Annotated in this window: 21 protein-coding genes, 1 tRNA gene and 1 pseudogene; 15 read left to right on the plus strand and 8 right to left on the minus strand. The window is 71.0% G+C overall.

The genetic code is table 11. The features are described 5' to 3' along the window. Window positions 1-134 precede the first annotated feature (134 nt). Entirely contained in the window at window positions 135-293 is a 159-nt protein-coding gene (locus IPK37_14175) for a hypothetical protein (GenBank protein QQS00072.1), read from the minus strand. A gap of 172 nt (window positions 294-465) precedes the next feature. On the opposite strand from IPK37_14175, the gene IPK37_14180 reads away from it, so the two are divergent. Both IPK37_14180 and IPK37_14185 read left to right on the plus strand, forming a co-directional pair. Beyond that, window positions 466-1,290: an enoyl-CoA hydratase/isomerase family protein gene (locus tag IPK37_14180; protein QQS00073.1), complete on the plus strand. Its 825-nt coding sequence runs from the start codon at window positions 466-468 to the stop codon at window positions 1,288-1,290. A 99-nt stretch (window positions 1,291-1,389) separates the two neighbouring features. Further along, window positions 1,390-1,995, plus strand: a complete 606-nt coding sequence (locus tag IPK37_14185) for a M48 family metallopeptidase (protein ID QQS02890.1) — start codon at window positions 1,390-1,392, stop codon at window positions 1,993-1,995. On the opposite strand, the gene IPK37_14190 is transcribed toward IPK37_14185, so the two are convergent. From IPK37_14190 to IPK37_14200, 3 genes are all read right to left on the minus strand, one after another. Beyond that, window positions 1,979-2,815, minus strand: a complete 837-nt coding sequence (locus tag IPK37_14190; protein ID QQS00074.1) for a YwiC-like family protein — start codon at window positions 2,813-2,815, stop codon at window positions 1,979-1,981. The two genes, IPK37_14185 and IPK37_14190, sit on opposite strands and share 17 nt — an antisense overlap. Then, window positions 2,812-3,411, minus strand: coding sequence for an NUDIX domain-containing protein (locus IPK37_14195; protein ID QQS00075.1), 600 nt, complete (start codon window positions 3,409-3,411; stop codon window positions 2,812-2,814). The genes IPK37_14190 and IPK37_14195 overlap by 4 nt, the downstream gene beginning before the upstream one ends. Before the next feature lie 97 nt (window positions 3,412-3,508). After that, complete coding sequence (locus tag IPK37_14200; protein ID QQS00076.1) at window positions 3,509-5,038, minus strand: zinc-dependent metalloprotease; 1,530 nt, start codon at window positions 5,036-5,038, stop codon at window positions 3,509-3,511. 218 nt (window positions 5,039-5,256) lie between these two features. On the opposite strand from IPK37_14200, the gene IPK37_14205 reads away from it, so the two are divergent. Both IPK37_14205 and IPK37_14210 read left to right on the plus strand, forming a co-directional pair. Next, window positions 5,257-5,652, plus strand: a complete 396-nt coding sequence (locus IPK37_14205) for a molybdenum cofactor biosynthesis protein MoaE (GenBank protein QQS02891.1) — start codon at window positions 5,257-5,259, stop codon at window positions 5,650-5,652. Beyond that, window positions 5,649-6,749 carry a PDZ domain-containing protein gene (locus IPK37_14210; GenBank protein QQS00077.1) on the plus strand — a complete coding sequence of 367 codons (1,101 nt, stop codon included), beginning with the start codon at window positions 5,649-5,651 and terminating at the stop codon, window positions 6,747-6,749. Before IPK37_14205 ends, IPK37_14210 begins: the two co-directional genes overlap by 4 nt. Window positions 6,750-6,794: 45 nt before the next feature. Here the strand turns inward: IPK37_14210 and IPK37_14215 are convergent, their stop codons facing one another. Beyond that, window positions 6,795-7,418: a hypothetical protein gene (locus IPK37_14215; protein QQS00078.1), complete on the minus strand. Its 624-nt coding sequence runs from the start codon at window positions 7,416-7,418 to the stop codon at window positions 6,795-6,797. Window positions 7,419-7,456: 38 nt separating this feature from the next. Between IPK37_14215 and IPK37_14220 the strand changes: the two genes are divergently transcribed. From IPK37_14220 to IPK37_14235, 4 genes are all read left to right on the plus strand, one after another. Next, a complete protein-coding gene (locus IPK37_14220) occupies window positions 7,457-10,972 on the plus strand; it encodes a UPF0182 family protein (protein ID QQS00079.1) in 3,516 nt (1,171 codons plus the stop codon). A 72-nt stretch (window positions 10,973-11,044) separates the two neighbouring features. Next, window positions 11,045-11,118, plus strand: a tRNA-Met gene (locus IPK37_14225). A 169-nt stretch (window positions 11,119-11,287) separates the two neighbouring features. Next, window positions 11,288-11,500: a helix-turn-helix domain-containing protein gene (locus IPK37_14230; protein QQS00080.1), complete on the plus strand. Its 213-nt coding sequence runs from the start codon at window positions 11,288-11,290 to the stop codon at window positions 11,498-11,500. Beyond that, window positions 11,493-12,677 (plus strand): site-specific integrase, encoded by a 1,185-nt coding sequence (locus tag IPK37_14235; GenBank protein ID QQS00081.1) that lies wholly within the window; start codon window positions 11,493-11,495, stop codon window positions 12,675-12,677. The genes IPK37_14230 and IPK37_14235 overlap by 8 nt, the downstream gene beginning before the upstream one ends. On the opposite strand, the gene IPK37_14240 is transcribed toward IPK37_14235, so the two are convergent. Together IPK37_14240 and IPK37_14245 are read right to left on the minus strand one after the other, a co-directional pair. Further along, window positions 12,674-13,309 carry a nucleotidyl transferase AbiEii/AbiGii toxin family protein gene (locus IPK37_14240; protein QQS00082.1) on the minus strand — a complete coding sequence of 212 codons (636 nt, stop codon included), beginning with the start codon at window positions 13,307-13,309 and terminating at the stop codon, window positions 12,674-12,676. The genes IPK37_14235 and IPK37_14240 overlap by 4 nt on opposite strands. Next, window positions 13,306-13,827, minus strand: a complete 522-nt coding sequence (locus tag IPK37_14245; protein QQS00083.1) for a helix-turn-helix domain-containing protein — start codon at window positions 13,825-13,827, stop codon at window positions 13,306-13,308. Before IPK37_14245 ends, IPK37_14240 begins: the two co-directional genes overlap by 4 nt. Before the next feature lie 129 nt (window positions 13,828-13,956). Here IPK37_14245 and IPK37_14250 point away from each other — a divergent pair, with 129 nt between their 5' ends. Continuing rightward, a complete protein-coding gene (locus IPK37_14250; protein ID QQS00084.1) occupies window positions 13,957-14,460 on the plus strand; it encodes a hypothetical protein in 504 nt (167 codons plus the stop codon). A 7-nt stretch (window positions 14,461-14,467) separates the two neighbouring features. Here the strand turns inward: IPK37_14250 and IPK37_14255 are convergent, their stop codons facing one another. Next, window positions 14,468-15,700, minus strand: a complete 1,233-nt coding sequence (locus IPK37_14255) for a hypothetical protein (GenBank protein QQS02892.1) — start codon at window positions 15,698-15,700, stop codon at window positions 14,468-14,470. Window positions 15,701-15,956: 256 nt separating this feature from the next. On the opposite strand from IPK37_14255, the gene IPK37_14260 reads away from it, so the two are divergent. From IPK37_14260 to IPK37_14285, 6 genes and pseudogenes are all read left to right on the plus strand, one after another. Then, window positions 15,957-19,352: a relaxase domain-containing protein gene (locus IPK37_14260; protein ID QQS02893.1), complete on the plus strand. Its 3,396-nt coding sequence runs from the start codon at window positions 15,957-15,959 to the stop codon at window positions 19,350-19,352. A gap of 70 nt (window positions 19,353-19,422) precedes the next feature. Next, window positions 19,423-19,971: pseudogene (locus IPK37_14265) on the plus strand (type I restriction-modification system subunit M N-terminal domain-containing protein). Window positions 19,972-20,717: 746 nt separating this feature from the next. Next, window positions 20,718-21,170 (plus strand): hypothetical protein, encoded by a 453-nt coding sequence (locus IPK37_14270; protein QQS00085.1) that lies wholly within the window; start codon window positions 20,718-20,720, stop codon window positions 21,168-21,170. A gap of 88 nt (window positions 21,171-21,258) precedes the next feature. Then, window positions 21,259-22,701, plus strand: a complete 1,443-nt coding sequence (locus tag IPK37_14275) for an NAD(P)/FAD-dependent oxidoreductase (protein QQS00086.1) — start codon at window positions 21,259-21,261, stop codon at window positions 22,699-22,701. A 40-nt stretch (window positions 22,702-22,741) separates the two neighbouring features. Beyond that, on the plus strand, window positions 22,742-24,091 hold the full coding sequence (locus tag IPK37_14280) for an insulinase family protein (GenBank protein QQS00087.1): 1,350 nt from the start codon (window positions 22,742-22,744) through the stop codon (window positions 24,089-24,091). Then, window positions 24,088-25,440 (plus strand): insulinase family protein, encoded by a 1,353-nt coding sequence (locus IPK37_14285; protein ID QQS00088.1) that lies wholly within the window; start codon window positions 24,088-24,090, stop codon window positions 25,438-25,440. The genes IPK37_14280 and IPK37_14285 overlap by 4 nt, the downstream gene beginning before the upstream one ends. Window positions 25,441-25,517: the final 77 nt, after the last annotated feature.

Genomic DNA, 25,517 nt, shown 5'->3' on the forward strand with positions numbered 1-25,517 from the left:
TTCGTGGTCGGGTGCTGACCGTGCCAGTCTCCCCGCCCCGCTCGCCCCGCCCGAGCGTCATCCACAGCCGGCCCCGCGGCGAACCGTTCGGGGGTGGGGTGTGGATGACGCCGTCGTCAGCGTCGTCAGCGTCGTCAGGCCTTGCCGAGGATGCGGTTGAGGTTCGTGCCACAGGCCGGGCACTTGCCCTTGGCCATGCGTCGGCCGTTCGTTTCGACGATGTCGCCCTCGGCGTCGCGCTTGTCCTTGCACTTGACGCAGTAGAACTCGCCCTTGTAGGTCTCGCTGGCCATGTCCGTCTCCTTTGCGTTCGGCGGCCGACCAGCCCCGTGGGGCGCGGCCGCTGTCACGATAGGCGAGGACCACGCCCCCGCCCGGCAGGCGGTGAAGTTATGCCAATCGGCGCGTCGCGCGGCCCCACCGCGGCAGCCTGCGGTGTCCCCGTCCTCCCCTAGGCTGCCGTCCATGACGGAAAAGACGTGGTGGGAGACGTCGTACGAGCACCTGCGCGTGGAGCGACGAGTGAGCGCGGAGCGGCACATCGCCGTGCTGACGCTCGACCAACCGGACAAGCGCAACGCGATGAGCGATGAGATGACCGCGTCGTGGGCGCGGGCGGCGGCGTTGCTGGGGGCGGACCCGCTGCTGGCCGCCGTGGTCGTGACCGGCTCCGGGAGCGCGTTCTGCGCCGGGGGCGACCTGTCCTGGATCGCGAGCGAGCCCGACGCCACGGTCAACGATCTGCGCCTGCGGATGCTGCGGTTCTATCGCACCTGGCTGTCGGTGCCGGCCCTGGAGGTCCCGACGATCGCCGCGATCAACGGCGCCGCGATCGGGGCCGGGCTGGCCGTCGCCCTGGCCTGCGACATTCGCTATGTCGCCGGCGGCGCGAAGGTGGGCGTGCCGTTCACGGCGCTCGGGCTGCACCCGGGGATGGCCACCACCTGGTCGTTGCCGCAGGTCGCCGGGCTCGCGGTCGCGCGGGACCTGCTGCTCACGGGCCGGATCGTCGACGGCGAGGAGGCGGTGCGCCTCGGCTTGGCCGCCCGGGCCCTGCCCGCCGAGGAGGTGCTGCCGGCGGCGCTGGAGGCCGCGGACCGGATCGCCGCGGCCGCGCCCGTCGCCACCCGGCTCACGCTGCGGGCGCTACGCGACGGGGGGCACTCCTCTTTCGCCGACGCGCTCGAGTGGGAGGGCCTGGCCCAGGCCGTCACCATGGCGACCGCGGATCTCCAGGAGGGCATCGCGGCGGCGGGCGAGCGTCGGGCGCCGACGTTCCGGGGTCGCTGAGGCGTGTCGCGGCAGGGCTCGGAGGAATCCCGGGACGGGACGGGCGGGTCGACCGGGGCAGGAGGGTACGGCGGGGGCGGGCCCGACCTCCCGGTGGTGGTGAAGCGGTCCGCCCGGCGACGGCGTACCGTGTCCGCCCGGCTCGACGCCGGCACCCTCGTCGTCAACGTCCCCGCCTGGTTCACCCCCGCGCAGGAGCGCGAGTGGGTCGAGAAGATGCGAGCCCGGATGCTGAGCCGCGGCACGGGGGCCCGCGCCTCCGACGCGACGCTGGCGAGGCGGGCGCGGGAGCTGTCCCAGGAGTACCTCGGCGGGCGCGCGGCGCCGGTGTCCGTCCGGTGGGTCGACAACCAGAACACGCGCTGGGGTTCGGCGACCCCGGCGCACGGCACGATCCGCATCAGCCGAAGCGTGGCGGGCATGCCCGCGTATGTCCGCGATTACGTCCTGCTGCACGAGCTCGCCCACCTGATCGAGCCGGGGCACACGCCGCGGTTCTGGGGCCTGCTTGCCGCGTACCCGCACTTGGAGCGGGCCCGCGGCTACCTCGCGGGGTACGCCGCCGGGCGCGGTCTCCGCGGCACCGAGGGAGGCGACGAGGGCGGGGATGACGATGCCGATGCCGACGCATTCGATGCCGACGGCGTCGATGCCGACGGGGACGGCGGGGACGGCCGGGCGGGGGAGGTCACCACAGAATCGTGATCAGCGCGATGGCGGCGGAGAAAGCGATCTCGCCCAACCCGACGTACAGGGGTTTGACCCGCCGCCCGGCCATGACCTTCGCGCGGGCCGTGAGCAACACGAAGAGCACCACGAGGCCGACCTGGGTCCAGGGGCCGACGGGAATGCCGAACACCCCCGCCAGCGCCCAGAACACCGCCCAGCCGGCGTGGTACGTCACGGACGCCCGGTGATAGCGGGGGTTGGTCCGCTCCCGGATCACCGTCTTGACGTAGAGGGCGGTCCCGAAGAAATACGCGAACAGGGCGACGATCACCCACACCATCACGCGCCACTCCGCGAAGGCGGCGAGCGTGGCCAGCCCGCGACGCGCTGGGCCCGCCTGGAACATGACGCCGGCGAACAGGCACGCGGCCAGGATCGTCGTGGCGTCGTTGAGGAGGGATCGTTCGCGGCGGCGCCAGGTGAGGTAGCCGGTCAGCAGGCCGAGCGGCAGGTACGCCGAGAGCCACATCAGCAGCGCCGGGTGGACCAGGACCGCGACCAGCCCGAGGGCGGCGGCGACGCCGGCGTACGTCGTGATCGGCCGCAGATACCGCCGCCGAGCCCGGGCCCGCACGGCCAGGGAGGCGGCGTTCGCCGCACCGTACGCCGCGAGCATCGCGCCACCCAGCACGAGCTGCAGCCAGTCCAGGCCGCCGCGCACCGCGCCGACCAGCGCGGGGACCAGGAGCATCGCCCAGGCGCCGTGCTGCTGGGGCAGCCACTCGGGGGCCGGCCGACGGCGCGGACCGCGGCCGGTGGAGCGATCGGTGGGCCTGCCGGCTCGGGTCGGGCTCATCGCCGCGCTCCCGGGGCGGTGAGCCCCTCGCCCAGCAGGGCCCGCCGGGCGGCCGCGATGAGGCCGCCGAGGTCAGCCGCCGCGCCCGGGGGCAGGTCGTCGACCGGGAACCAGCGCACGTCGTGCGATTCGGGGCTCACCGCCGGTACGGCGTGCGCGGGCGCCACCGCCGCGTAGCGCACGTCGAGATGTTCCCGGCAGCGTCCGAACGCGCCGGGGAGGGCGTGCCGGTCGAGGTGCACCGGGAGGGCCGTCAGCTCCAGGCCCGGCAGCCCCGATTCCTCGGCGAGCTCCCGGGCGGCGGCGGCGCGCACGGTGGCGTCGGTGGGCTCGAGGTGGCCGCCGAACTGGTACCAGGCGTCGGCCTTGCGGTGGTGCGTCAGCAGCACCTGGACGCCGGCGGGGTCGAGGACGAGGACCCCCACCGTGAGGTGCGCCGGCGGTCCCGAGCGGCGGGTGGCGTCGGGGTGCGCGGCCAGGTGGGCGAGGAACTCGTCGCGGAGGCGGGCCTGGTGCGGGTCTGCGGCGGCGTACGCCGTCAGAGTGCGGACGGCGTCGCGGTGGGCGGGCCCGTCGGTCGGGGTCGGCGCGGTCATCGGACAGGGCTCATTGGGCGGCGGTGGTGCGGGCAGCGGTCATCGGGTCGAGGTGCTCATCAGGGTCGGGGCGGTCATTCTCGGGCAGCGGGCGTCCTCAGCGAGTGGCGTCCGGGGTCCCCTCGTCGCCCGGCTGCTCGGGTGGCTTCGGGGCGTTCCGCGGCCAGGGGCCGCCGTCGATGGGCCCGTCCTCCTCGGCGGCGGCGCGCTGCTCGTCGGCGTACGACTGTCGATCCGCGCTGGCCAGGATCTGCTCCAGGGCGGCGTCGATCTCGCTGCCGAGGCCGCCGAGGCCGTCGTCGACGCCGGCGCCGCCGCGCGCTCGCTCGACGTACCCGAGCACGTCGTCGAGGTCCTCCGCGGTCGGCGCGACGTCGGGGTGCGCCCAGACGCCGTCCCGGGCCGCGGCTCCGCCGGCGCTCTCCAGCGCGGAGAACAGGTTGGCCGCATCGCGCAGCCGGCGGGGCCGCAGCTGCAGGCCGACAAGGTTGCCGAAGATGGCCTCGGCCGGTCCGCCGTTGGCGCGCCGCCGCCGCACGGCCTCGGCCAGGGCGCCCACCTGCGGCAACCGACCCTCACACGCCTTGCCGGCGACGACGTCGACCCATCCTTCGACGAGGGCCAGCAGGGTCTCCAGGCGGGCCAGCGCGGTCTTCTGCGCCTCGCTGGGCTCCGGCGAGAAGAGCGTGTCGGCGAGGGCCTTCTGCATCTCCTCGGGGTTGCGGGCGTCGATCTGGGTGATCTTGCTCTCGATGCCCTCGGTGTCGATCCGGATGTCGCGGGCGTAGGCCTGCACCGCGCCGAGGAGCTGCGGGCCCAACCACCCGACGTCGGCGAAGAGGCGGACCCGGGCGCTCTCCCGGAGGGCCAGGTAGAGGCGCACCTGCGCGACGTCGAGTTCCAGGCCCTCGGCGAAGGCCGCGACGTTGGCCGGGATCAGGGCGACCGCGGGCCGCTCCAGCAGCGGCAGGCCCACCTCGGTCGCGGAGACGACCTCGCCGCCGAGCGCGCCGACGGCCTGGCCGATCTGGGCGCCGAACATCGAGCTGCTCATCCGGCCCAGCATCGGCTCGAACTGCTGCATCATGCCGGCCAGGTCGAGGCCCGGGGGCAGCCCGGGCAGCGCGGGCATCTCGCCGGCGGTGAACTGCTCGAACTGGCCCCGCATGGCCTTGCCGATGGCCGCGTTGACGCCGGTGGCGACCGGGGCGACCACCTTGGCCCACACCGGCATGGTGCGGGTGACCCATTCGGCGCGGCTCCAGGCCTGCGCGCCGGCCTCCGGCGCCTCGAACGAGGTCACCTGCGCGAGCCACAGGTCCGCCACGTGCACGGCCTCCTCGACCTCGCGCCGCTGGGCGTCCGTGACCACGGTGTCGCCCCCGGCGGACACGGTCTTGCGGGCCACGTCCTCGCAGAGTTCGCGATTGATCCCCTCGGTGGGGGCCGCCGCGAAGAGCGCCTTGAACTGGGCGGCGAGGGCGCCCATCATGGCCGGGTTCGCCTGGTCCAGGCCCATGGAGCGCATCGCGTCGGCGATCGCCGGGTTGTCCGCGTCGCCGAGCAACTGCCGGAACAGCTCGGCGAAGTCCGGCTCGTCGTCGCGGGGGCGGGGGGTATCGGACACGGTGACTCCTGACGCACCTGAGAAACGCACCTGAGAAGATGTCTGCCACCAGATAACCACCTTCGGCGCCGCGGCGTTCCCACGAGTGGGGCGCAGGCGTCTGCAGGGAAGGAACGCGCGAGGCCGTGTCTGAACCCGAACCCGCCGCCGGTGCCGAAGCCACCGGAGCCGCCGGTCCCGACGCCGCGCGTCCGCCGGCCCGCGTCGTGCACGCCCACGTGGGCCCCGCGCCGTCGCTGGCCGACGCCGTCGCCGCGGTGGAGGATCCCCGGGCCGGCTGCGTGGCGACGTTCCTGGGCGTCGTCCGCGACCACGACCACGGCCGGTCCGTGACGCGGCTGGAATACTCCGCGCACCCCAGCGCCACCGACCGGCTCCAGGCCCTCGCCGCCGAGATTGCGCGCGGGCCGGGGCTGGTGGCGATCGCGGTGCAGCACGCGACGGGGGACCTCGCCGTCGGGGACGTGGCCGTCGTGGCCGCGGTGGCCGCGGAGCACCGGGCCCAGGCGTTCGCCGCCTGCCACGACCTCGTCGACCGCCTCAAGGCCGAAGTGCCGATCTGGAAGCACCAGCGGTTCGTCGACGGCGACGACGAGTGGGTGGGGATCGCGTGATCGAGGCACCGCAGCGCCGCCCGGCGCGGTGGGGGGAGCGCCTGGACGGGTGGGGGTTCACGTCGGGGATACGGCGCCGGCTCCTCGGCCTGCTGGTCGCGCTCGCCATCGTGATGGCGGGGATGCTCGTGCACCCGGCGTACGTCATCTTCCGTCCGGGGCCCGTCTACGACACGCTCGGCAGCATCGACGGCAAGCCGGTCATCGAGGTGAAGGGGACCGAGACGTACGACGCGAGCGGCGACCTCTACTTCACCACCGTGGCGGTCTTCGGCGGCCCGGAGCACGAGATCACCGCGTGGGACTACCTGTGGGCCAAGGTCCAGCCCGGCTCGGACATCAGGCCGATGGAGGAGGTGTATCCCAGCGGCGTGACGCGCCAGCAGATCCAGGAGCAGACCAGCATCCAGATGACCAGCGCCCAGGACGAGGCGAAGGCCGTGGCGATGCGGGCGACGGGGCGCACGGTGCCGGTGACGATCACCATCGCCGGGCTGGTGCCGGGCGGCCCCGCGGACGGCGTGCTCCAGAAGGGCGACGAGATCGTGTCGCTGGCCGGCAAGCCGGTGACCAACGTCGTGGAGCTGCGGCAGACGATCTCGGCGGTCCCCGACGGCGGCAAGCTCGCGATGGTCGTCAAGCGCGCGGGCGCCGAGGTGCCCGTGCAGGTGGGCACCACCGTCACCGACGGCCGCCGCGTCGTGGGGGTCGGGCTGAAGGTGGACTTCCGCTACCCGGTGGACGTCACCATCCACGCCGGCTCCATCGGCGGGCCCTCCGCGGGGCTGATGTTCAGTCTGGGGCTGTACGACAAGCTCACCCCCGGCCCGCTGACCGGCGGCGCGAAGATCGCGGGCACGGGGACCATCGCCGACGACGGGTCGGTCGGCCCGATCGGCGGCATCGACCACAAGATGGCCGGCGCCCGGGCCGGGGATCACGCGGACTGGTTCCTGGCGCCGAAGGACAACTGCACCGACGTGCGCGGCCACATCCCCGACGGGCTGCACGTGGTCCGGGTCGGCTCGTTCGACGAGGCGAAGAAGGCGATCGAGTCCATCGCGGCCGGCCAGGGCGCGGGTCTCCCGGGCTGCTGAGCTGCCGAGATGGGCGGGTGCGCTCGCCCCGAGCTGGCCGCGCGCTCAGTCCTCCAGCGTCGCCGCCAGGCCCGCGACCAGGTCCGGAGCGATGTCGCGGCCGATGGCGACGCGGTCGTCCGCGTCGTTCGGGCGCTGCCGCAGCAGGCAGGTCGACTCGCCGTCCCGGGTGACGGCGACGAGGAGCCGTACGTCGACGCGGGCGGGATGGCGCACCAGGGCCAGCGCGGCCTCGTCGGGGTCGTCGGGCAGCTCGGCCTCCGCCTCGGGCGGGACCACGATCCGCTCGATCGCCAGGGCCACCCCGGCCACCTCCGCCGGCCAGGCGAGCATGCCCAGGAAGTCCTCCAGCGGGTCGGTGGGCGGCAGCCCGTCCTGCTCGATGGCCGAGAGGGCGTCCGGCTCATCCGCCTCGGGGGTGGCCAGGTCCGCGCCGTCTCGGCCGGGCCTGTCGGCCTCGGAGGCGGCATCGCCGCCGCCCTGCCCGTCGCGGCCGGCGCGCAACTGATCGGCGAGCGTGGGCTCGGCCGCGAGCAGCTTCGCCGTCTCGACGAGGGCGAACAGCCGGACGGGCTGATCCCACCCGGCCGACGCGACGTACCGTTCCGTCTCGATCGCGCACTGGACCAGCGGGGGATGCACGTGCTGCACAGAGGTCACGGACCCCATCGTGCCCGATCCCGGCCGACGCGCCCGCGGGGCCGCCGATGTCGGACCGGCGGACGTGGGAAACTCGCAGGAGCACAGGTACGTTGGAGCGCGTAGGCGCGCCGTGGCTGATCGGACCGGGCGGCCGCGGGAGCACGGATCAGGGACGGCGGTACGGCGTGAGTCAGCAAGGCTTCGACGACCAGCGGGACGACGACGACAAGGCCCGCGAGGGCTCGTCCGACACCCCCTCAGCGAGCCGCCCCGAGGCGGGCCCTGGCCGGCCGGCGGGCGGTTCCGCGGCGAACGGCGGCGATCCGGAGCGCGAGCACCCCGACAAGCCCGGCGGCGAGCCGCCGCGTCGAGACCAGCCGTCGGAACGCGGCGGTGGCGACGGATTCCCCTTCGGCCTGGGCGGATTCGCGGGCCGGTTCGGCGCGACGCGCGGACCGGGTGCGGGCAGTCCCGGGGGTGGCGCGGGCGCTCGCGGACCGGGCGGTCCCGGGCGACCGGGCGGCCCGAGCGGACCCGGGGGTCCCGGCGGTCGCGGCCCGGGGGCCGGTGGGCCCCGGGGCTTCGGCGGGTTCGGCATGCCGCGGCCTCGACCGGCCGGGTCCGGCCGCGGGGGCCGCCCGGGGGCCCCGCGCTTCTCGCCGCTGGCCATCACGCTGCTGGTCATCGCGGCGCTGATCGGGCTGGTCTCGTTCGGCTCGTACCTGTGGACGCAGGTGATGTGGTATGACAGCGTCGGCTTCGGCAGCGTGTTCTGGACCCAGGTATGGGCGCAGATCGCCCTGTTCGTCGGCGGGCTGGTCGCGGCCGGCGCGATCATCGGCTCCAGCCTGGCCGTCGGCTACCGCACCCGGCCCATCTACGCTCCCGCGACCCAGGCCGAGCAGGCGCTCGACCGCTACCGGCAGATGCTCGACCCGGTCCGACGGGTGGGCACGGTCGTCGTGCCGCTGGTGCTCGGGCTGTTCGCCGGTCTCGCCGCGGCCAGCCAGTGGAAGACGCTGCTGCTCTTCGCGAACGGCGTCGACTTCGGCAAGACCGACCCGACGTTCGGCAAGGACATCGGGTTCTTCGTGTTCGACCTGCCCTGGTATGCGTTCCTGGAGTCGTTCTTCACGATGACGCTGGTCCTGGCGATCATCGCGGCCATCGTCACGCACTACGTGTACGGCGGGTTGGCCGTGGGCGCCGGCGGGGTGCGGACCACGCCCGCCGCCCGCATCCACCTCTCCGTGCTGGCGGCGGCGTTCGTGCTGGTGCGCGCGATGGGCTACTGGATCGACCGCTACCAGTTGTCGGTCGAGGCGTCCGGGCGGATCACCGGCATGCAATACACCGAGGCCAACGCCGTCCTGCTGACCAAGGGCGTGCTCGCGGTCGCGGCCGTGCTGTGCGCGCTGCTGTTCCTCTCGACGATCTGGACCCACACCTGGCGGCTGCCGCTGATCGGCGTGATCTCGCTGGTGGTCGTCTCGCTGGTGGTCGGCAGCCTCTACCCGGCCGCGATTCAGAGCTTCCGGGTCAAGCCGAGCGAGCAGGCACTGGAGGCGCCGTACCTCAAGCTCAACATCGAGGCGACCCGCGCCGCGTTCGGGATCGACACGATCACCAAGGACCCGTACGACGCGAAGAAGACCCCGGAGGCGGGCGGCCTCTCCGCGGACTCGGCCACGATCCCGGGGATCCGCGTAGTCGACCCGCTCATCGTGCAGCCGACGTTCCAGCAGCTGCAGGGCCTGCGTCGCTACTACGAGTTCCCCGACGTCCTCGACGTCGACCGGTATTCGATCAAGGGCGCCAAGCAGGACACCGTGATCGCCGCCCGCGAACTCGACCTCAACAACACCCCGTCGCGCAGCTGGGTCAACGACCACACGGTCTACACGCACGGCTACGGCGTGGTCGCGGCGTACGGCACCCAGCGCGACAGCCGCGGCGAGCCGATCTTCTTCGCCCGGGACATCCCGGTGCAGGGTGAACTGGGCCAGTTCGAGCCGCGGATCTACTTCGGGGAGACGACGCGGGATTACTCGATCACCGGGGCGCCGGGCGGGGCCGCGCCGCGCGAGATCGACTACCAGTCCGACCAGGGCCAGGAGCAGCGGACGACGTTCAGCGGCAATGGCGGCGTGAAGATGGACAACGTCTTCAAGCGGCTGGCCTATGCGACCGTCTACCGCGAGTACAACATCATGCTGTCCGACCAGGTCGGCGACTACTCCACGATGCTGGACTACCGCACCCCGAAGGAGCGGGTGGAGCGGGCGGCCCCCTGGCTGACCCTGGACGGCAACCCCTACCCGGCGGTGGTCGACGGGCGGGTGCAGTGGATCCTCGACGGCTACACGACCAGCGCCAACTACCCCTACAGCCAGCTGCAGGCCATCGACAGCGCCACCTCCGACGCGGTGACTCGGACCCGGCAGTCCGTCCAGGAGATCCGCGCCGGCCAGGTCAACTACATCCGCAACTCGGTCAAGGCGACCGTGGACGCCTACGACGGGTCGATCAAGCTCTACAGCTGGGACGACGCCGACCCGGTGCTCAAGGCCTGGTCCGGGGCGTTCGGGGGCACGGTCCGGCCGATGAGCGAGATCTCGGGCGCGCTGATGAGCCACCTGCGCTACCCCGAGGACCTCTTCAAGGTGCAGCGCGAGCTGCTCAGCCGCTATCACGTCACGGATGCCAACGCCTTCTACTCCGGCGGCGACTACTGGAAGGTCCCGCAGGAGCCGACGTCCGACGTGAAGTCCGGCCAGCCGCCGTACTATCTCTCGATCGCCATGCCCGACCAGAAGGGTCCGGCGTTCAGCCTGACCACGTCGTTCACCCCTGCCGGTGAGAACCGGCAGTTCCTCACGGGCTTCCTCGCGGTCGACTCCGAGCCGGGCAACGAGGCCGGCAAGCGACGCGAGGGCTACGGCAAGATGCGGCTGCTCGAGTTGCCGGCGAATACCAACGTCATGGGTCCGGCGCAGGTGCAGAACCAGATCAACGCCAGCAACCAGAACTCGACGGACTTCCAGCTGACCTTGAGCCAGTTCCTCAGCATCAACAACCAGTCCGGGTCTCGGGTGCAGAAGGGTAACCTGCTCACCCTGCCGGTGGGCGGCGGTCTGCTGTACGTCCAGCCGATCTATGTCAGTAGCCAGTCCGGCACGTCGTACCCGTTGAATCAGGCCATCGTCGTCTCCTTCGGTGACCGCCTCGCGTGGGGCAAGGACCTCGGTTCCGCCCTCAACCAGCTCTTCGGCGGGGACGCGGGAGCCCCCACCCCTGCCCCCGCGCCGTCCCCCGGCGGTCCTGCCACCCCGCCGGCGCAGGCCGATCCGGCCGCCGAGCTGCGGGCCGCGGTGGCGGAGGCGCAGAAGCAGTACACCGCGGGCCAGGAGGCGCTCAAGAAGGGCGACTTCGCGGCGTACGGCGACGCGCAGAAGGCCCTCCAGGCGGCCATCGAGAAGGCGGCGCGGCTGTCGGGGCAGGTGCTGGGCAGTACGCCGAAGCCCAGCGGTACGTCGAGCCCGGCGGCGACCCCGGCGCCGACGGCCACGCCGGCCGGTTGAGCGGCGCCCGGTCCTGATCCGGTCGCTGATTTGGACGCTTGGCCCGTGGCGGGTAGACTGGAGACCTACCGACGCGGGGTGGAGCAGCTCGGTAGCTCGCCGGGCTCATAACCCGGAGGTCGCAGGTTCAAATCCTGCCCCCGCTACGAAGAAAGTCCAGGTCAGCCCATGGTTGACCTGGACTTTCGCTTTGGGGGCGAGATGCGATCCCATCGTTTACCCATCACATTGACAGGTGCGCAGCGCCGCCCAGCCGGGTGTCGTGGTCGTCGGTTCCGATTGCCTCGGGGCTGCTCGGTCCGGCTCGCACACCTGATGGGCATGAACACCACAGAATTGGGGCTGGAGCCCCTGATCGGGGTCGAGGAGCTCGCCGAGTACCTCGGTGTCCCCGTGCAGACCATCTACGACTGGCGGCTGTCCGGCCGGGCGCCGCGAGCCTTCAAGCTTGGCAAGCACCTGCGTTTCGCGGCCAGCGACATCGCCGCGTGGCTGGAGGAGCGACACGAGGGTGGCTCCCATGAGTAGGCCGCGCATCCCGATCGGCGGGTACGGCGAGATCGCCTTCATCCAGCGGTCGAAAGGCAAGGTCGAGTCCCGAACCCGCTTCCGCGACTGGGACGGCCAGACGCGCCTGGTGCAGGCGACCGCGTCGTCGAGGCCGGCGGCCGAGGCGGCGTTGAAACGGCGGCTGGCTGAGCGCAACGCGTTCCAGCCGGTCGACACGACGCTGACGCCCGACAGCCCCTTCCCGGCGCTGGTCGACTACTGGCTGGCCGACCTTGATCTGGAGAACAGGATCGCCCCGGCGACCCGTTTCAACTACGAGCGCGACATGAACCGGCTCGTGCTCCCGGCCTTCCGCGGCTACGCGCTGCGCGAGATCGGCGTCGCCCGCTGCGACGCCCTGCTCAAGGAGCTCGGCAAGCAGTCGTACGCCCGCTCGAAGCGGGCGAAGACTGTGCTGCGGCTCGCGTTCAGCCTCGCGGTGCGGCACGAGGTGATCCACCGCAACCCGATCGACGGCGTCGCGCGGCTGCACAAGCCGAAGCGGACGCCGACCGCGCTTACTGCGACCGAGGTCAACGCGATCCGAGCGGTGATCAAGGCGTGGGAGCAGTCGCGCGGCAGGTCCGGCCCGAACCCGGACGGGCAGCTCGGCCAGATCGTCGAGGTGGTGCTCGGCACCTCGGCCCGGATCGGCGAGGTGCTCGCGATCCGCCGCCGCGACCTGGACCTGACGACAACGCCTGCCACGTTGCGCATATGCGGCACCGTGATCTCCGAGCGCGGCGTCGGGACCTACCGCCAGGAGCACCCGAAGACGGATCGCTCCAACCGCGTGATCGCGCTGCCGTCGTTCACGGCCGAGGCGCTGCGCCGCCGGCTGGCGATCATGGCCGACCATTCGTTGGACGCGCTGGTCTTCCGCAGTCGCGAGGGGACGCCGCTCACGACGGCCAACGTGCGACGCCAGCTCCGCAGGGTCCTGGGCGACGCCGGCATCGAGGGCGTCAGTCCGCACATGTTCCGCCGCACGGTCGCGACCGTGATCAACGATCAGGCCAGCCTCAACCTGGCCTCCGAGTTGCTCGGCCACACCGATCCCAAGGTGACGATCGAGCACTACATCCGCCGCAACGAGCAGGTGAACCCGCTGACCGCCGAGCTGCTGGACCAGGCGTTTGCTCGTGAGGACGACTAACGCGGGTCGAGCTCGTCGGCCCAAGCATCGAAGTAGGTCCGAACGGCAGTGATGGGTACGCCGACGTCCGGGAAGTCCTGGTCCTCGATGCGGCCGTGGGCCCGCAGCGTTGCAGCGAACATCGCGAGGTCGAAGCCTGGATCGGCCTCGGCTGCCTTCAGAAGCGTCTCCTCGCGGTCGAATCGCTGGTGCAGCACGTAGACGTCGACAAAGTCGCGGGGTTCCGCGCGGCCGAACAGCGCGAGTGTCTTGCGGATCGCAAGCTCGTCGGGCGCGAAGCTCGGGCCGGCGATCGTGACGGTCGGAGTGCTGGAGGCGGGACTGTCGACCGCGAGGTCCACGAGAACCGTCTCCGGACCGGTGATCGCCCACCGCCGAAACTCCTCGCCGGTCCGCACCAACTCGTGTGTCCACCCGCGAGCCGTGACCGCAGCGATGAGGGCATCGCTCGCTGCCACGACGCTGCCTGAGTGACGCGATGTGAAGAAGTCGAGGTCTTCGGTCGGCCTCGGCACGATCCCCTGCGCGATCAGCGCGCCGCCGCCGGCGAGTAGGAAGCCTGCCGACTCTGGCAGGGAGAAGAACACGTTGGCCAGTTCGACCTGGAAGTCGCTCAGCCGTGAGTCGCTCACGCGATGGCACCGAACGAAGTGATGAGCGGCTCCCAAGCGCTTCGGATCGCCTTCGAAATGACGAGCTCGTCCCAGAGGTCGACCAACAGTGCTCCATCGACATAGGCGAGCAGATCGCCGGGCTCACCTTCCCGAAGCACGATCTCGTAGACCCTGGCGCGGTCGCGCCGATTGCGAAGGTTGTAGGGACGGGACGGGCCGGACCAGTGCAGATGCTGGGGCAGCGTCACTGTCGCGAAGGCTGAAGCTGTGTCGAGGCGCCACAGGCGATCAGGGACGACGAACGGCTCACCGCGAGCACCGGGGTGGGTGGTGAACTCGACGCGGGGCACGAGGTCGAGATCGAAGCCGCTGCTGTTGACGATCCTCTCGGCCACAGCGAGCGTCGGCGACTTGGTGCCGTGCTCGTAGGTCGAGAGCGTGGGCTGCGAGGTGCCCGAACGGCGCGCCAGTTCGCGCTGCGACAGTCCACTGCCGCGGCGTGCCCGCTCGATGATCGTTCCAGCCATGTCCCCCATGATATCCGCTTAGATATCGCTCCTCAAGGTCTCGCAGGCGCGTTATCGGAAATCGCTTGGTCATGTCGGAGGCGATCCGTAGCGTCGATCTCGGCCAGGAGGCAGTCAGAGGAGCAGAGGGGGCCGGCTGTGCAGATGATTGTCGTGAACGCGAAGCCCGGAGGCTTCGGGCTGTCCCGCGAGGCCGCCGCTGCGCTCGGACTGGAGGTCGACGAGAAGTCGTCGTTCATGCAGCCCTACCGAGTCATCGGCGAGAACGCGCTCCGCAGAAACGATTCTCGCCTCGTTGACGTCGTGGAGACCCTCGGCCAGGCCGCCAGCGGCCCCAACGCCGAGCTCGTCGTGATCTGCATCCCCGACGGCGTCGACTGGGGAATCGCCGAGTATGACGGTGCCGAGTGGGTGGCCGAACGGCATCGCACGTGGACACCGCAGGAGAGCGATGTAGAAGGCTACGAGGGTGTGCTCCAGACACCTGCAGCCGTTGTCGCGCCGCGCCGCCACATAGCCTCGCTGCTCGCTGCGGAAGCCGAGGTTGCCGAACGTGCGGAGGCGACCAGCGACCCGAACGAGCCGCTGCCGCCCAACGTCAAGGTCACCCGCGGCAGGTCGCCTCGGGCCGACGGAGACTGACGCGCCGTCAGGGCAGCCCTGCTCGGTCGAACTCCTGCTGCAGCCGCGGACGGCGCCGATGGGTCTCGCGCAGGTCCGCGATCAGGTCGTTGACCTCGGCTGACTTGTGCGACCCAGCGCTGAGCTTCCGCATCTTCGCCAGCCTTCGCGCTGCCAGCCGGTAATGCTGGGCGCCGGCCTCGACCAACTCGTTCTTGACGAGGCGCTGGTGGATCGGCAGCGTGGCGATCGGGTCGACCTTCTCGTACGCCTTCACCAGCTCGCTCCAGGTGTGGTCGCTGTCGAGCGCCAGCGAATGCGCGAGGTTCCACGCGAACTCCGGCTCCTTCAAGGTGAGAAGTGCGAACAGGACCGCGTCCCGCGGACTCGCCGCCAGGATCGCCACAACCTCGTCGCGGTAGTTCGGCCAGGACTTGCCCGCCGCATTGTGCAGCCGAGCCGCCGAGGTCGACGACGGCCACTTGCGGAACACCGAGAGTCGCGCGTCGAGCGCCTCGGCCGGCCGGTGTGTCTCCAGGAGGCCGCACCAGTAGTCGGCAGCTTTGAGCGACTGGTGCCCGCGGTCGAATCCGGTCGCCTGTTTCGCCCAGTCGATGGCGAGATCGATCTCGCCGATCTCCTCGAACGCCTCGGCGGTGTCCTCCAGCCATGCCGCAACCTTCCGGTCCTTGGCGTGGGTGCGAATGATCGCATCGATGTCGTGGTCGAAGACAGCGAGACGTTGGGCGTTCCAGTCCAGGGTGAACCACTCGTGGGAGTGGCCGGAGTTCCACCGGTCGGCCGGACGAGGTCCGAGCTTCGCCGCGACCTCGGCCAGCCGCTTCCGATAGGAGGCCATGCCGACGTCGCCGAGGGCCGGCGCGTACGCCACCGGGTCGAGCTCGAAGTAGTCGACCTCGTCGTCGAACTGGAACTTCATCATCCAGTCGATCAGCTTCCCGACCGGCGTCGTGGCCGCAGCCGCTGCCCGCGGGTGGAGCTCCAACAGCCGACGGCACGCGTCGCCGATGATGCCGCTGGAATCGTCCGCGCGCGCGATCACCTTCAGCGACGACGCGAGCGCCTTGTGCGTGACGGAGTAGATCTCGGCCGGATCGGCCGAGGGGATCGCGGCCTCGAGGATGTCGACCGCCTCGTGCATGTCCCGGCCGTGCGCGTTGGCGGCGCCGTAGCGGTAGAGGTCGGACCGCGTTCGGATCAGCGGGAGTACGGCGTCGGCCAGGGTGCTCACGAGCGCCATTCTGTCGTCCAACCGTTCTCCAGCCCGCGCTCCCGCACCTTTCATGGTCACCCTCGTCCTGCTCGTCAACGTCCTCATCGTCTTCTTCCTGGCTCCTGAGCCCTCCGCCCGTCCCGCTCCCACCGCCTCCTGATTTCCTTCGACGCTTCTTGCAACCGAGGTCGCCCGTCCCGGGATGACCAACCCGCGGGGCGGTCCCGCCTGCACACCTACCTCCTGAATGGAGGTGGTCGCGGTGACCGTCACGATCAAGTCGATGCACGCTGGCCAGGGGGTCGACTACCTGCTGCGCACGGTCGCGGTGGGTGACGGGGACAGGTCGCTGCGCGACCCGCTGACGCGCTACTACACCGAGGAGGGCACCCCGCCCGGCTACTGGCTCGGCTCCGGCGTCGTCAGCCTCGACAGTGGGCTCAAGGTCGGCGATGAGGTTGCCGACGAGCAGCTCCGGCGACTCATTGGCCACGGCCAGCATCCGGCCACGGGCGAGCAACTCGGCTCCCGATTCCGCACCTATGCCCAGCCCAAGACGGGCAAGCGCAAGCACGCGGTGGCCGGGTTCGACATGACTTTCTCGATCCCGAAGTCAGCCAGCATCCTGTGGGGGGTCACTGATGCGGGGACGCAGGCGATCATCGCCGACGCACACCACCGCGCCGTCACCGAGGCACTCGACTTCGTCGAGCGCGAGATCGTCGCCACCCGGGCGGGCGCCAAGGGCGCGCGTGGCTCGGTCGTGCAGCTCGACACCACCGGCGTCGTCGCGACCGCGTTCGACCACTACGACTCCCGCGCCAGCGACCCGCACCTGCACACCCACGTCGTCATCTCCAACAGGGTCAAGACCGTGCGCGACGGCAAGTGGCGCACGCTCGACGGCACCCCGCTGCATCACTGGACCGTCGCCGTGTCCGAGCTGCACGAAGCGATCTTCAGCGACCACCTGACCCGAGCACTCGGCGTCTGCTGGGAACGCCGAGCGCGGGGCCGGGACCGCAACCCCGCCTGGGAGATCACCGGCGTGCCGCAGAAGCTCGTCACGGCGTTCTCGCAACGGTCGCGGGACATCGACGCGGCGACGGAGGCCGCGATCGCGGAGTACGTCGCCACGCACGGCCACCAGCCGAAACGGTCGACGATCAACAAGCTGCGCCAGACGGCCAACCTGACCACCCGGCCACCGAAGCACATCCACTCACTCGCTGACCTCACAGCCGGGTGGCGCCGCCGCGCGACGGATCTGCTGGGAGAGGACGCCACGACCTGGGCGCAGAACGCTCTCGCCAACGCCCCGCAGCGGCTGCTCCGCGCGGACGACATCCCATTCGACCTCATCGAGGAAGTTGGGCGCTCGGTGGTGATCGCGGTCGGCGAGAAGCGATCGACCTGGCGACGCGCGAACCTGTACGCTGAGACGTCCCGGCAGATTCTCGGCTGGCGATTCGCCTCCGCCAGCGACCGGGAAGCCATCACCGGGCTGATCGTCGAAGCCGCCGAGCACGGCTCCCTGCGGCTCACCCCGCCCGACTTGACGAAGACGCCCGCCTCATTCACGCGCGTCGATGGCAGCAGTGAGTTCCGTCCGAAGCACTCCACGGTCTTCTCCGCTGAACACCTGCTCGCGGCCGAGGATCGACTCCTGAAACGGGCTGACGCGATCACGGCCCCGACCGTCGACATCGAGGTCGTCGACACGACCACCAACCAACCGGTCAAGGGCCATCGACTCAGCCCCGAGCAGGCGCAGGCCATCGCGAAGGTCGCCGTCTCCGGGCGGCAACTCGACCTGCTCGTCGGCCCAGCAGGAGCAGGCAAGACCACCGCCCTGCGTGTCCTCAAGAAGGCATGGACCCAGCAGCACGGAGGAAACAGCGTTGCCGGGCTCGCCCCGAGTGCCGCGGCCGCCGCCGTCCTCGCGGAGGAGCTCGGCATCGGCACGGAGAACACCGCGAAGTGGCTGTACGAGCACCAGCAGGGTCACGTGCGCTTCAGTCGCGGTCAGCTCGTCATCATCGACGAAGCCACCCTCGCCGGCACCCTCACGCTCGATCGGATCACCGCCCACGCCGAACAGGCCGGTGCGAAGGTGCTCCTGGTCGGAGACTGGGCGCAACTCCAGTCGGTCGAAGCGGGCGGCGCGTTCGGGATGCTCGTGGAGGCCAGGGACGACGCCCCGGAGCTCGTCGACATCCACCGCTTCACGAACAAGTGGGAGAAGCTCGCCAGCATCGACCTTCGCCACGGGCGAGTCGACGTCGTAGACACCTACATCGACCACGGGCGAGTAGACGGCGGCACGGGCGAGTCCATGACCGAGGCCGCGTACGTCGCTTGGAAGCACGACGTCGACCACGGGCGAGCCAGCATCCTGATCGCCGACAACGCCGCGACAGTTCGCGACCTCAACGTCCGCGCCCAAGCCGAGCGCGGCGGCGCCCACGGGCGAGCGGTCACCCTGATCGACGGCACCAACGCAACCACGGGCGATTGGATCATCACCCGCCAAAACGACCGCCGCCTGCGCACGCTGCGCAACGGCTGGGTCCGCAACGGCGACCGCTGGACAGTCAATGACGTACGCCCCGACGGCTCGCTCGTCGTCCGCCGCCAGGACCGCCGCAGCGGAGCAGTCGTCCTCCCGGCCGCGTACGTCGCCGAGCACGTCGACCTCGGCTACGCCATCACCGCCCACCGTGCTCAAGGCATCACCGTCGACACCTCGCACGTGGTCGTCACCGAGTCGACGACGAGGGAGAACCTGTACGTCGAGATGACCCGCGGCCGCGACCACAACCACGCCTACGTCATCACCGGAGACGCTGACGACAACCACGGCACACCTGATGACCAGGACGTCCCCACAGCCCGCGAGGTGCTGACCGGTGTCCTCGCCAACGTCGGTGCCGAACTCTCGGCGACGCAGACGATCGAGGCCGAGCAGGAAGCCTGGGGAGGCATCCGGCAGCTGGCCGCCGAGCTGGAAACCCTCGCCGCGGCCGCCCAACGGGACCGCTGGGCACGACTGCTCGCCCGCTGCGGCCTCACCGAAGCACAGCGCGACGACGTCCTCGCCTCGGACGCCTACGGCGCCTTCGCAGCCGAACTCCGCCGAGCCGAGGGGAACGGCCACGACGTCGACCGCATCCTGCCGGTCGCGGTGAACCGGTACGGCCTCGGCGACGCCGACGACGTCGCCGCCGTGCTGCGGCACCGGCTCCGGTTGGCCACCTCTGATGCAGGTAGCCGCCGAAGCCGACGGCCAGCACGTTTGATCGCCGGCCTCATCCCCGAGCCCATCGGCCCGATGGCGGCGGACATACGCAAGGCAATCGACGAGCGGAAGGTCCTGATCGAACAGCGCGCCAAGACCCTCGCCGAAACTGGCATCAAGCGTCGCGAGTCCTGGATCCAGCGGATCGGCGACGCACCGGCCGTCGATCGCATCCACTGGTTGCGGAGTGTCATCGCCATCGCCGCCTACCGCGACCGCTACGGCATCACCAGCCGCGACCCGCTCGGTGGCCAACCTGTCGACGACAACCAGCGCCTCGACCGCGCGCGGGCCGAGGCGGCGCTCCGCCGGGCAACGGAAGCCTCGACGCGGCTCGCGTCGCAAGAACTTGGCCAGGGACGACGGGGCCTTGGGGTCTGAGGCGTTGCGAGCGGCACCAGCCGTCGGGATCTCGACACTTTCGTCGGAGGCTCCCAATAGGGTTCTCGGCGTGGATAGCGCGAAGCACAGCAGGATCGTCAATCTCATCTGGGGGATCGCCGACGACGTCTTGCGCGACCTTTACGTCCGCGGCAAGTACCGCGACGTGATTCTGCCCTTCACGGTGCTGCGCCGGCTCGACTCGGTGCTGGAAACGACGAAGGACGCGGTCGTCCAGACCAAGGCGACCCTCGATAAGGCCGGCATCGTCAACCAAGACGCGGCTCTGCGCCAAGCCGCAGGGCAGGACTTCTACAACACGTCGTCCTTCACGATGAAGGCGCTGAGCTCGATCACGAACGCTGCGCGGCTCAAGCTCGACTTCGAGGCCTACCTCGACGGCTTCTCGCCCAACGTGCAGGAGAACATCGACAACTTCGAGCTGCGCAACCAGATCCCCAAGCTCTCCAAGGGCGACGCGATCGGCACGCTGTTGTCGAAGTTCCTCGACCCGAACCTGGACCTGTCGCCCACCGGCCTCGACAACCACGGCATGGGAACCGTTTTCGAGGAGCTTGTCCGCCGCTTCAACGAGGACAACAACGAAGAGGCCGGCGAGCAAGCGCGGTTCCGGCGACTCGCCGGAACCGGTGCCGGGGAATCCCCGGCACCGCCGACGGTGCCGCCGCGGCAGCGGCACCGCGCAACTCGTCATGGTGCTGGGGAGTTACCACCACCGCTGGTGCCGGTGCGGCACCGGCACCGGGGACTTCCGACGATGTCGTCACCGGTCCCGCTGATTCGGCGGGACCGTCCGCCCCGACTGGCGTCAGGGAGACGATGACATCGTTGGTGTCCACCCATCGAAGGTGCGCTTGGACGGAGCCCATGTCAACCACCGAATCCGGCCCGCCATCGGCGACTCCGAACTGGTCGAAGACGGTGCGAGACAACAGAAGACGACCAGCGGCAACCAGTGCTGAAAATTCTTCTCGGTGCATCTCATCATGCGGCGGCCGAGCGGTGAGAGCCCATCGAAATCCCATCACGTACATCGCGAACGAGGCCGAGGTGACCCGAGACATCCGGTACAGTGGCGACGTCGGTGATCAACCGGTCTCCGTGTAGATCGAGTCAATCGCGGCCGACCGAAGACATTCCGAAGTAGCGGAAATCGGACCTGATCGTCCCAGAGGTCGCAGGTTCAAATCCTGCCCCCGCTACCAAGGCAGTAAGCCTCAAATGCCGTGAGGGCGAACCGTTTCAGACGGTTCGCCCTCACGGCGTTGTGGGGGCTGTCCCGCCCGGCCGCCCCGGCGTACGCTGGCGTCACGCAAGGAAGTCGTGGCCGGCGAAGGTGGCGCTATGGCGGGCTGGGTGCAGTATCTGGCACTGATCGCGGCGGTGTGCGGCATCTTCCCCCTCCTGGAGCTGGGCATGGGCCTGCTCGTGGGCGAACGGCCGGCCTGGGCGCGGCTCCCGGTGCGGCGATCGCTTGACCAGTCGGACCCGCGGGGACTCTTGGGCTCACAGAGGTCGTCAGATCCGTCCGGCTGCGCCGACGTACCCCCGAAGGTCGCGATCGGGGGGCACGAGCGGGAGCTGACCCGCCTCGCGAGCCTGGTGGCCGCGACGTACCGCACCTCGCAGCCGGCACGAGCCTTTCGCGTGACCGCCGCCACCGGCGCCTATGACCTGGAACTCGTGCAGGCCTGCCACACGCTGGGGATCGACGCACCCGACAGTCGGCCGCCCCTGCCGCCGCAGGTCAGGTTCGAGACGGAGTCGCGCTTGCTCGCGGCGGGACTGCGCTGGTAGCGACCGAAATCGGGGCGGGTAGCCTCGGTGCGGACGGCGTTGGGACGCCTCGGCGCGCCAACCACTTTCGACACGGGGAGGTCAGCGCATGCGCAGCACACCACGGCCGGGGCATCGGGTGGTGATCGTGGGGTCGGGGTTCGGCGGGCTCTTCGCCGCCAAGCACCTCAAGGGCGCGGACGTCGACATCACCCTCATCGCCGAGACGCCGCAGCACCTCTTCCAGCCGCTGCTCTACCAGGTGGCGACCGGCATTCTCTCCGAGGGCCAGATCGCGCCCGCGACCCGGCAGGTGCTGCGCCGGCAGCGCAACGCCACGGTGCTGCAGGGCCTGGTCACCGACATCGACGTCGCGGGCCGCACGGTCACCAGTCGCTTCCACGACAAGGAGACCACGACGCCGTACGACTATCTCGTGCTGGCGGCCGGTGCGGGCCAGAGCTACTTCGGGCATGACGAGTTCGCGACGTACGCCCCGGGTATGAAGACCCTCGACGACGCGCTCGAGCTGCGCAGCCGCATCTTCGGCGCGTTCGAGCTGGCCGAGCTCGAGGAGGACACGGCCGCGCGGGAGCGGCTGCTCACGTTCGTCGTCGTCGGCGCCGGACCCACCGGCGTGGAGATGGCCGGCCAGATCCGCGAGCTGGCGAGCAAGACCCTCGCCGGCAACTTCCGGCACATCGACCCGGCGAGCGCCCGGGTGCTGCTGGTCGACGGCGCGGCGCAGGTGCTGCCGGCGTTCGGCGACCGGCTCGGCAAGATCACCCAGTCGGAACTGGCCAAGCTCGGCGTCGAGGTCCAGCTGGGGGTGCTGGTGACCGAGGTCGACGCCACCGGCGTGGTGCTGCGGCACCAGGACGGTCGCACCGAGCGCATCGAGAGCGTGTGCAAGGTCTGGGCGGCGGGCGTGCAGGGCAATGCGCTCGGCCGGGCGGTGGCCGAGCAGACCGGCGCCGAGGTCGACCGCTCCGGCCGCGTCGTGGTCGGGCCGGACCTGACCCTGCCCGGACACCCGGAGGTCTTCGTCATCGGCGATCTGATGTCGGTGCCCGGGGTGCCCGGGGTGGCCCAAGGGGCGATCCAGTCCGCGTCGTACGCTGCGGCGGCCATCGCCGCCGAGGTAACCCCACCGACCGAGACGACGACGACCGAGGCGACCACGACGGAGGCGACCCCCACCGCCCCGGCCGCGCTCGCCGAGGCCACCCCGGCGGCCCCCGCGCGGGAGCCCTTCAGCTACCGCGACAAGGGCTCGATGGCGACGATCAGCAAGTACCAGGCGGTCGTCAGCGTCGGCAGGTTCCGGCTCTGGGGATTCCCGGCGTGGGTCGCCTGGCTGGTGCTGCACCTGCTCTACATCACCGGCTTCAAGCAGCAAGTCACGACCCTGCTGCGGTGGTTCATCACGTTCATCGGCAGCGGCCGCGCCGAGCGCGCCACGACTAACCAGCAGCTGGTCGGCCGGCTGGCGCTGAGACGGTTGGGCACCCGCACCAGCGGGCGGCTGCTGCGCGGCGAACCCCTCAACTGACCCGAGGGTCGGTTCGACCGCAGCCCGTTAAGCTGTCGCAATGCCCCTCGCGTACGACATCGTGGACCGCACGCTCGCCAACGGTCTGCGGGTCGTCGTCAACGAGGACCACAGCGTGCCCACGGTCGCGGTCAACCTGTGGGTCGGGGTCGGGTCCCGGCACGAACCGGCGGGGAAGACGGGCTTCGCGCACCTCTTCGAGCACCTCATGTTCCAGGGGTCGCGGCACGTCGCGAGCGGCGAGCACTTCGCCGCGCTGATGGCCCACGGCGGCCGGCTCAACGCCACCACCTGGTTCGATCGGACGAACTACTTCGACACGGTGCCGAAGGGCGCCTTCGAGCTGGCCCTGTGGATGGAGGCCGACCGGCACGGCTACCTGCTGGACGCGGTGACGCAGGCCAACCTGGACAACCAGCGCGACGTGGTCAAGGAGGAGAAGCGGCAGCGCTACGACAACGCGCCGTACGGCAACGCCCTCAACGACCTCTACACCCTCGTCTTCCCCCCCGGGCACCCCTACCATCACTCGACGATCGGCTCGATGGCGGACCTCGACGCGGCGACGCTGGAGGACGTGCACGCGTTCTTCCGGCACTGGTACACGCCGGCCAACACCGTGCTCACGATTGCGGGCGACGTCGGCGTACCGGAGGCCTTCCTCGCCGCCGAGCGCTACTTCGGGGCCATCCCCGCCGGCCCCGTGCCCGACCGGGAAAGCACCCCTCCCCTGGAGCCCGCGGGTGCACCCGCCCACCTGCGCCGCGCCGAGTTCGTGCCGTCCGGACGGCTCTACCTGGGATTTCGGCTTCCGGAGGACAACACCCCGGACTATCTCTCCGCCGCGAGCGCCATGGACTGCCTCGGCGGACTGGCCACGTCTCGCCTGGAGAAGGCGCTGGTGCGGACCGAGGAGCTGGCCGACTACGTGTCCGCGGGTTCGCTCGGGTTGGCCGACGGTGTCTCGCTGGGCTTCCTGGTCCTGCAGGCGGCCGACGGGGTGGAGCTGGACCGGTTGGAGGAGCGGGCCTGCGAGCTGATCGAGGAGTTCGCCGCCCAGGGGCCCACCGCCGCGGACATGGAGGCGGTCCTGGCCCAGACCGAGCGCAGCTGGCTGTCCGGGCTCACCTCGCTGGAGGAGCGCGCCGACGCCATCAGCCACTACACCTGCCTGTACGACGACCCCCACGCGGTCAACACCTACCTCGACCGGCTCGGCGCGGTGACCGCCGACCAGGTGCAGCAGGCGGCGGCCGAGTGGCTGCGCCCGCAGCACCGCGCCGTGGTCGCGATCAACGCCGCGGGCGACCGTAACGATGCTGCCGAATCGGCCGGCGCCGCTGACCCCCCCGACCCGGCCGACCCGAGCCGGACGGAGGGGGCGGCGTGAGCGCCAAGTTCCCGCGCCGCCCGGCCGTCCAGGCGCCCGGGCCGTGGAGCTTCCCGACCCCGACGGTCACCGAACTCGACAACGGAGTGCGCGTCGTCGTGTACGACGTCCCCGGCCAGCACGTCTGGTCTGTCCGCGTGGCGCTGCCCGCGCCCCTGGCGGGGGAGCCGCGCGAGCTGGAGGGCGTCGGCACGATCATGGCCCGCACCCTCGACGAGGGCACCCAGAACCACGACGTCGAGGAGATGGCCGAACTGCTCGAACGGCGCGGCGTCGCGCTCGGGGCGGGGGTCGGCGAGCGTGGCCTCATCGTCGAGGTCGACGTCACCCGGCGGCACGTGAGCGGCGCCCTGGAGCTTCTCGCGGAGGCGCTGCTGCGCCCGACGTTCCCCGAGCAGCAGGTCCGCCGGCACGTCCGCACCCGGCTCGCCGAGATCGACCAGGAACTCGCCCACCCCGGGCAACGCGCCGCGATCGCGTTCGCCGGGGCCTTCTATGGGTCCGACGAGCGCCTGGGCCGCCCCACCGGGGGCACCGCCGACACCGTCGAGCGGATCACGCGGGACGACGTGGCGGCCTATCACGCGATGGTGGTGCGCCCGGCCGGCTCGGTCGTCGTGGTCGCGGGGGACATCGGCGACGTCGACGTGGCCGGGGAGGTCGACTTCGCGCTGCGCGGCTGGGGGCGCGGTGCGTCGCCCGTGCAGCCGGCGCCCAAGCGTCCCCGGCACAAGCGCAGTCGGATCGTTCTGGTGGACCGGCCGGGCAGCGTGCAAAGCGAGCTGTACGTCGGGTGCTTCGGGCCGGACCGCACCGTGGCCGGCGGCTGGGCGCCGTTCCCGGTGCTCGGCTACCTGCTGGGTGGCAGCCCGCAGGCCCGGCTCGATGCGGTGCTGCGGGAGGAGAAGGGCTACACGTACGGCGTACGGTGTGGCTTCCGGCCCCGTCGCGGCGGTGGTCTCTTCATCGCCAGCGGCTCCGTGCGCACCGAGGTGACCGCCGAGTCGCTCGGGCTGATGCTCGACATCCTCGACGCGGGTCGCGACGGCTTCGAGGAGGCGGAGACGGAGGCCGGGATCGCTTTCCTGTGTCACACCGCGCCGGGCCGGTACGCCACCGCCGACACCATCGCCGACGAGGCCGCCCAGCGGGCGTTGGAGGGGCTCACCACCGAGCACACCACGCGGGTGCTGCACGACATGCGGGAGCTGACGCCGAAGCGGCTGCGCAAGGCCTATCGGGACTGGATCGACGGGACGTGGACCAGCATCGTCGTCGGCGACGCCGGCCAGCTGAAGAAGCCGCTGCGGGCGCTCGACCGGGGCGACGTGAGCGTGCTCCCCGCCTGATCGTCCGCGATCTGCCGCGATCACCACAGGAGCCGTCCAGCAGCCATTTCCCGCAACCACGGTGACGGGTGGCGACG

The organism is Austwickia sp. (assembly GCA_016699675.1).
In the GTDB taxonomy this organism is placed as follows: domain Bacteria; phylum Actinomycetota; class Actinomycetes; order Actinomycetales; family Dermatophilaceae; genus Austwickia.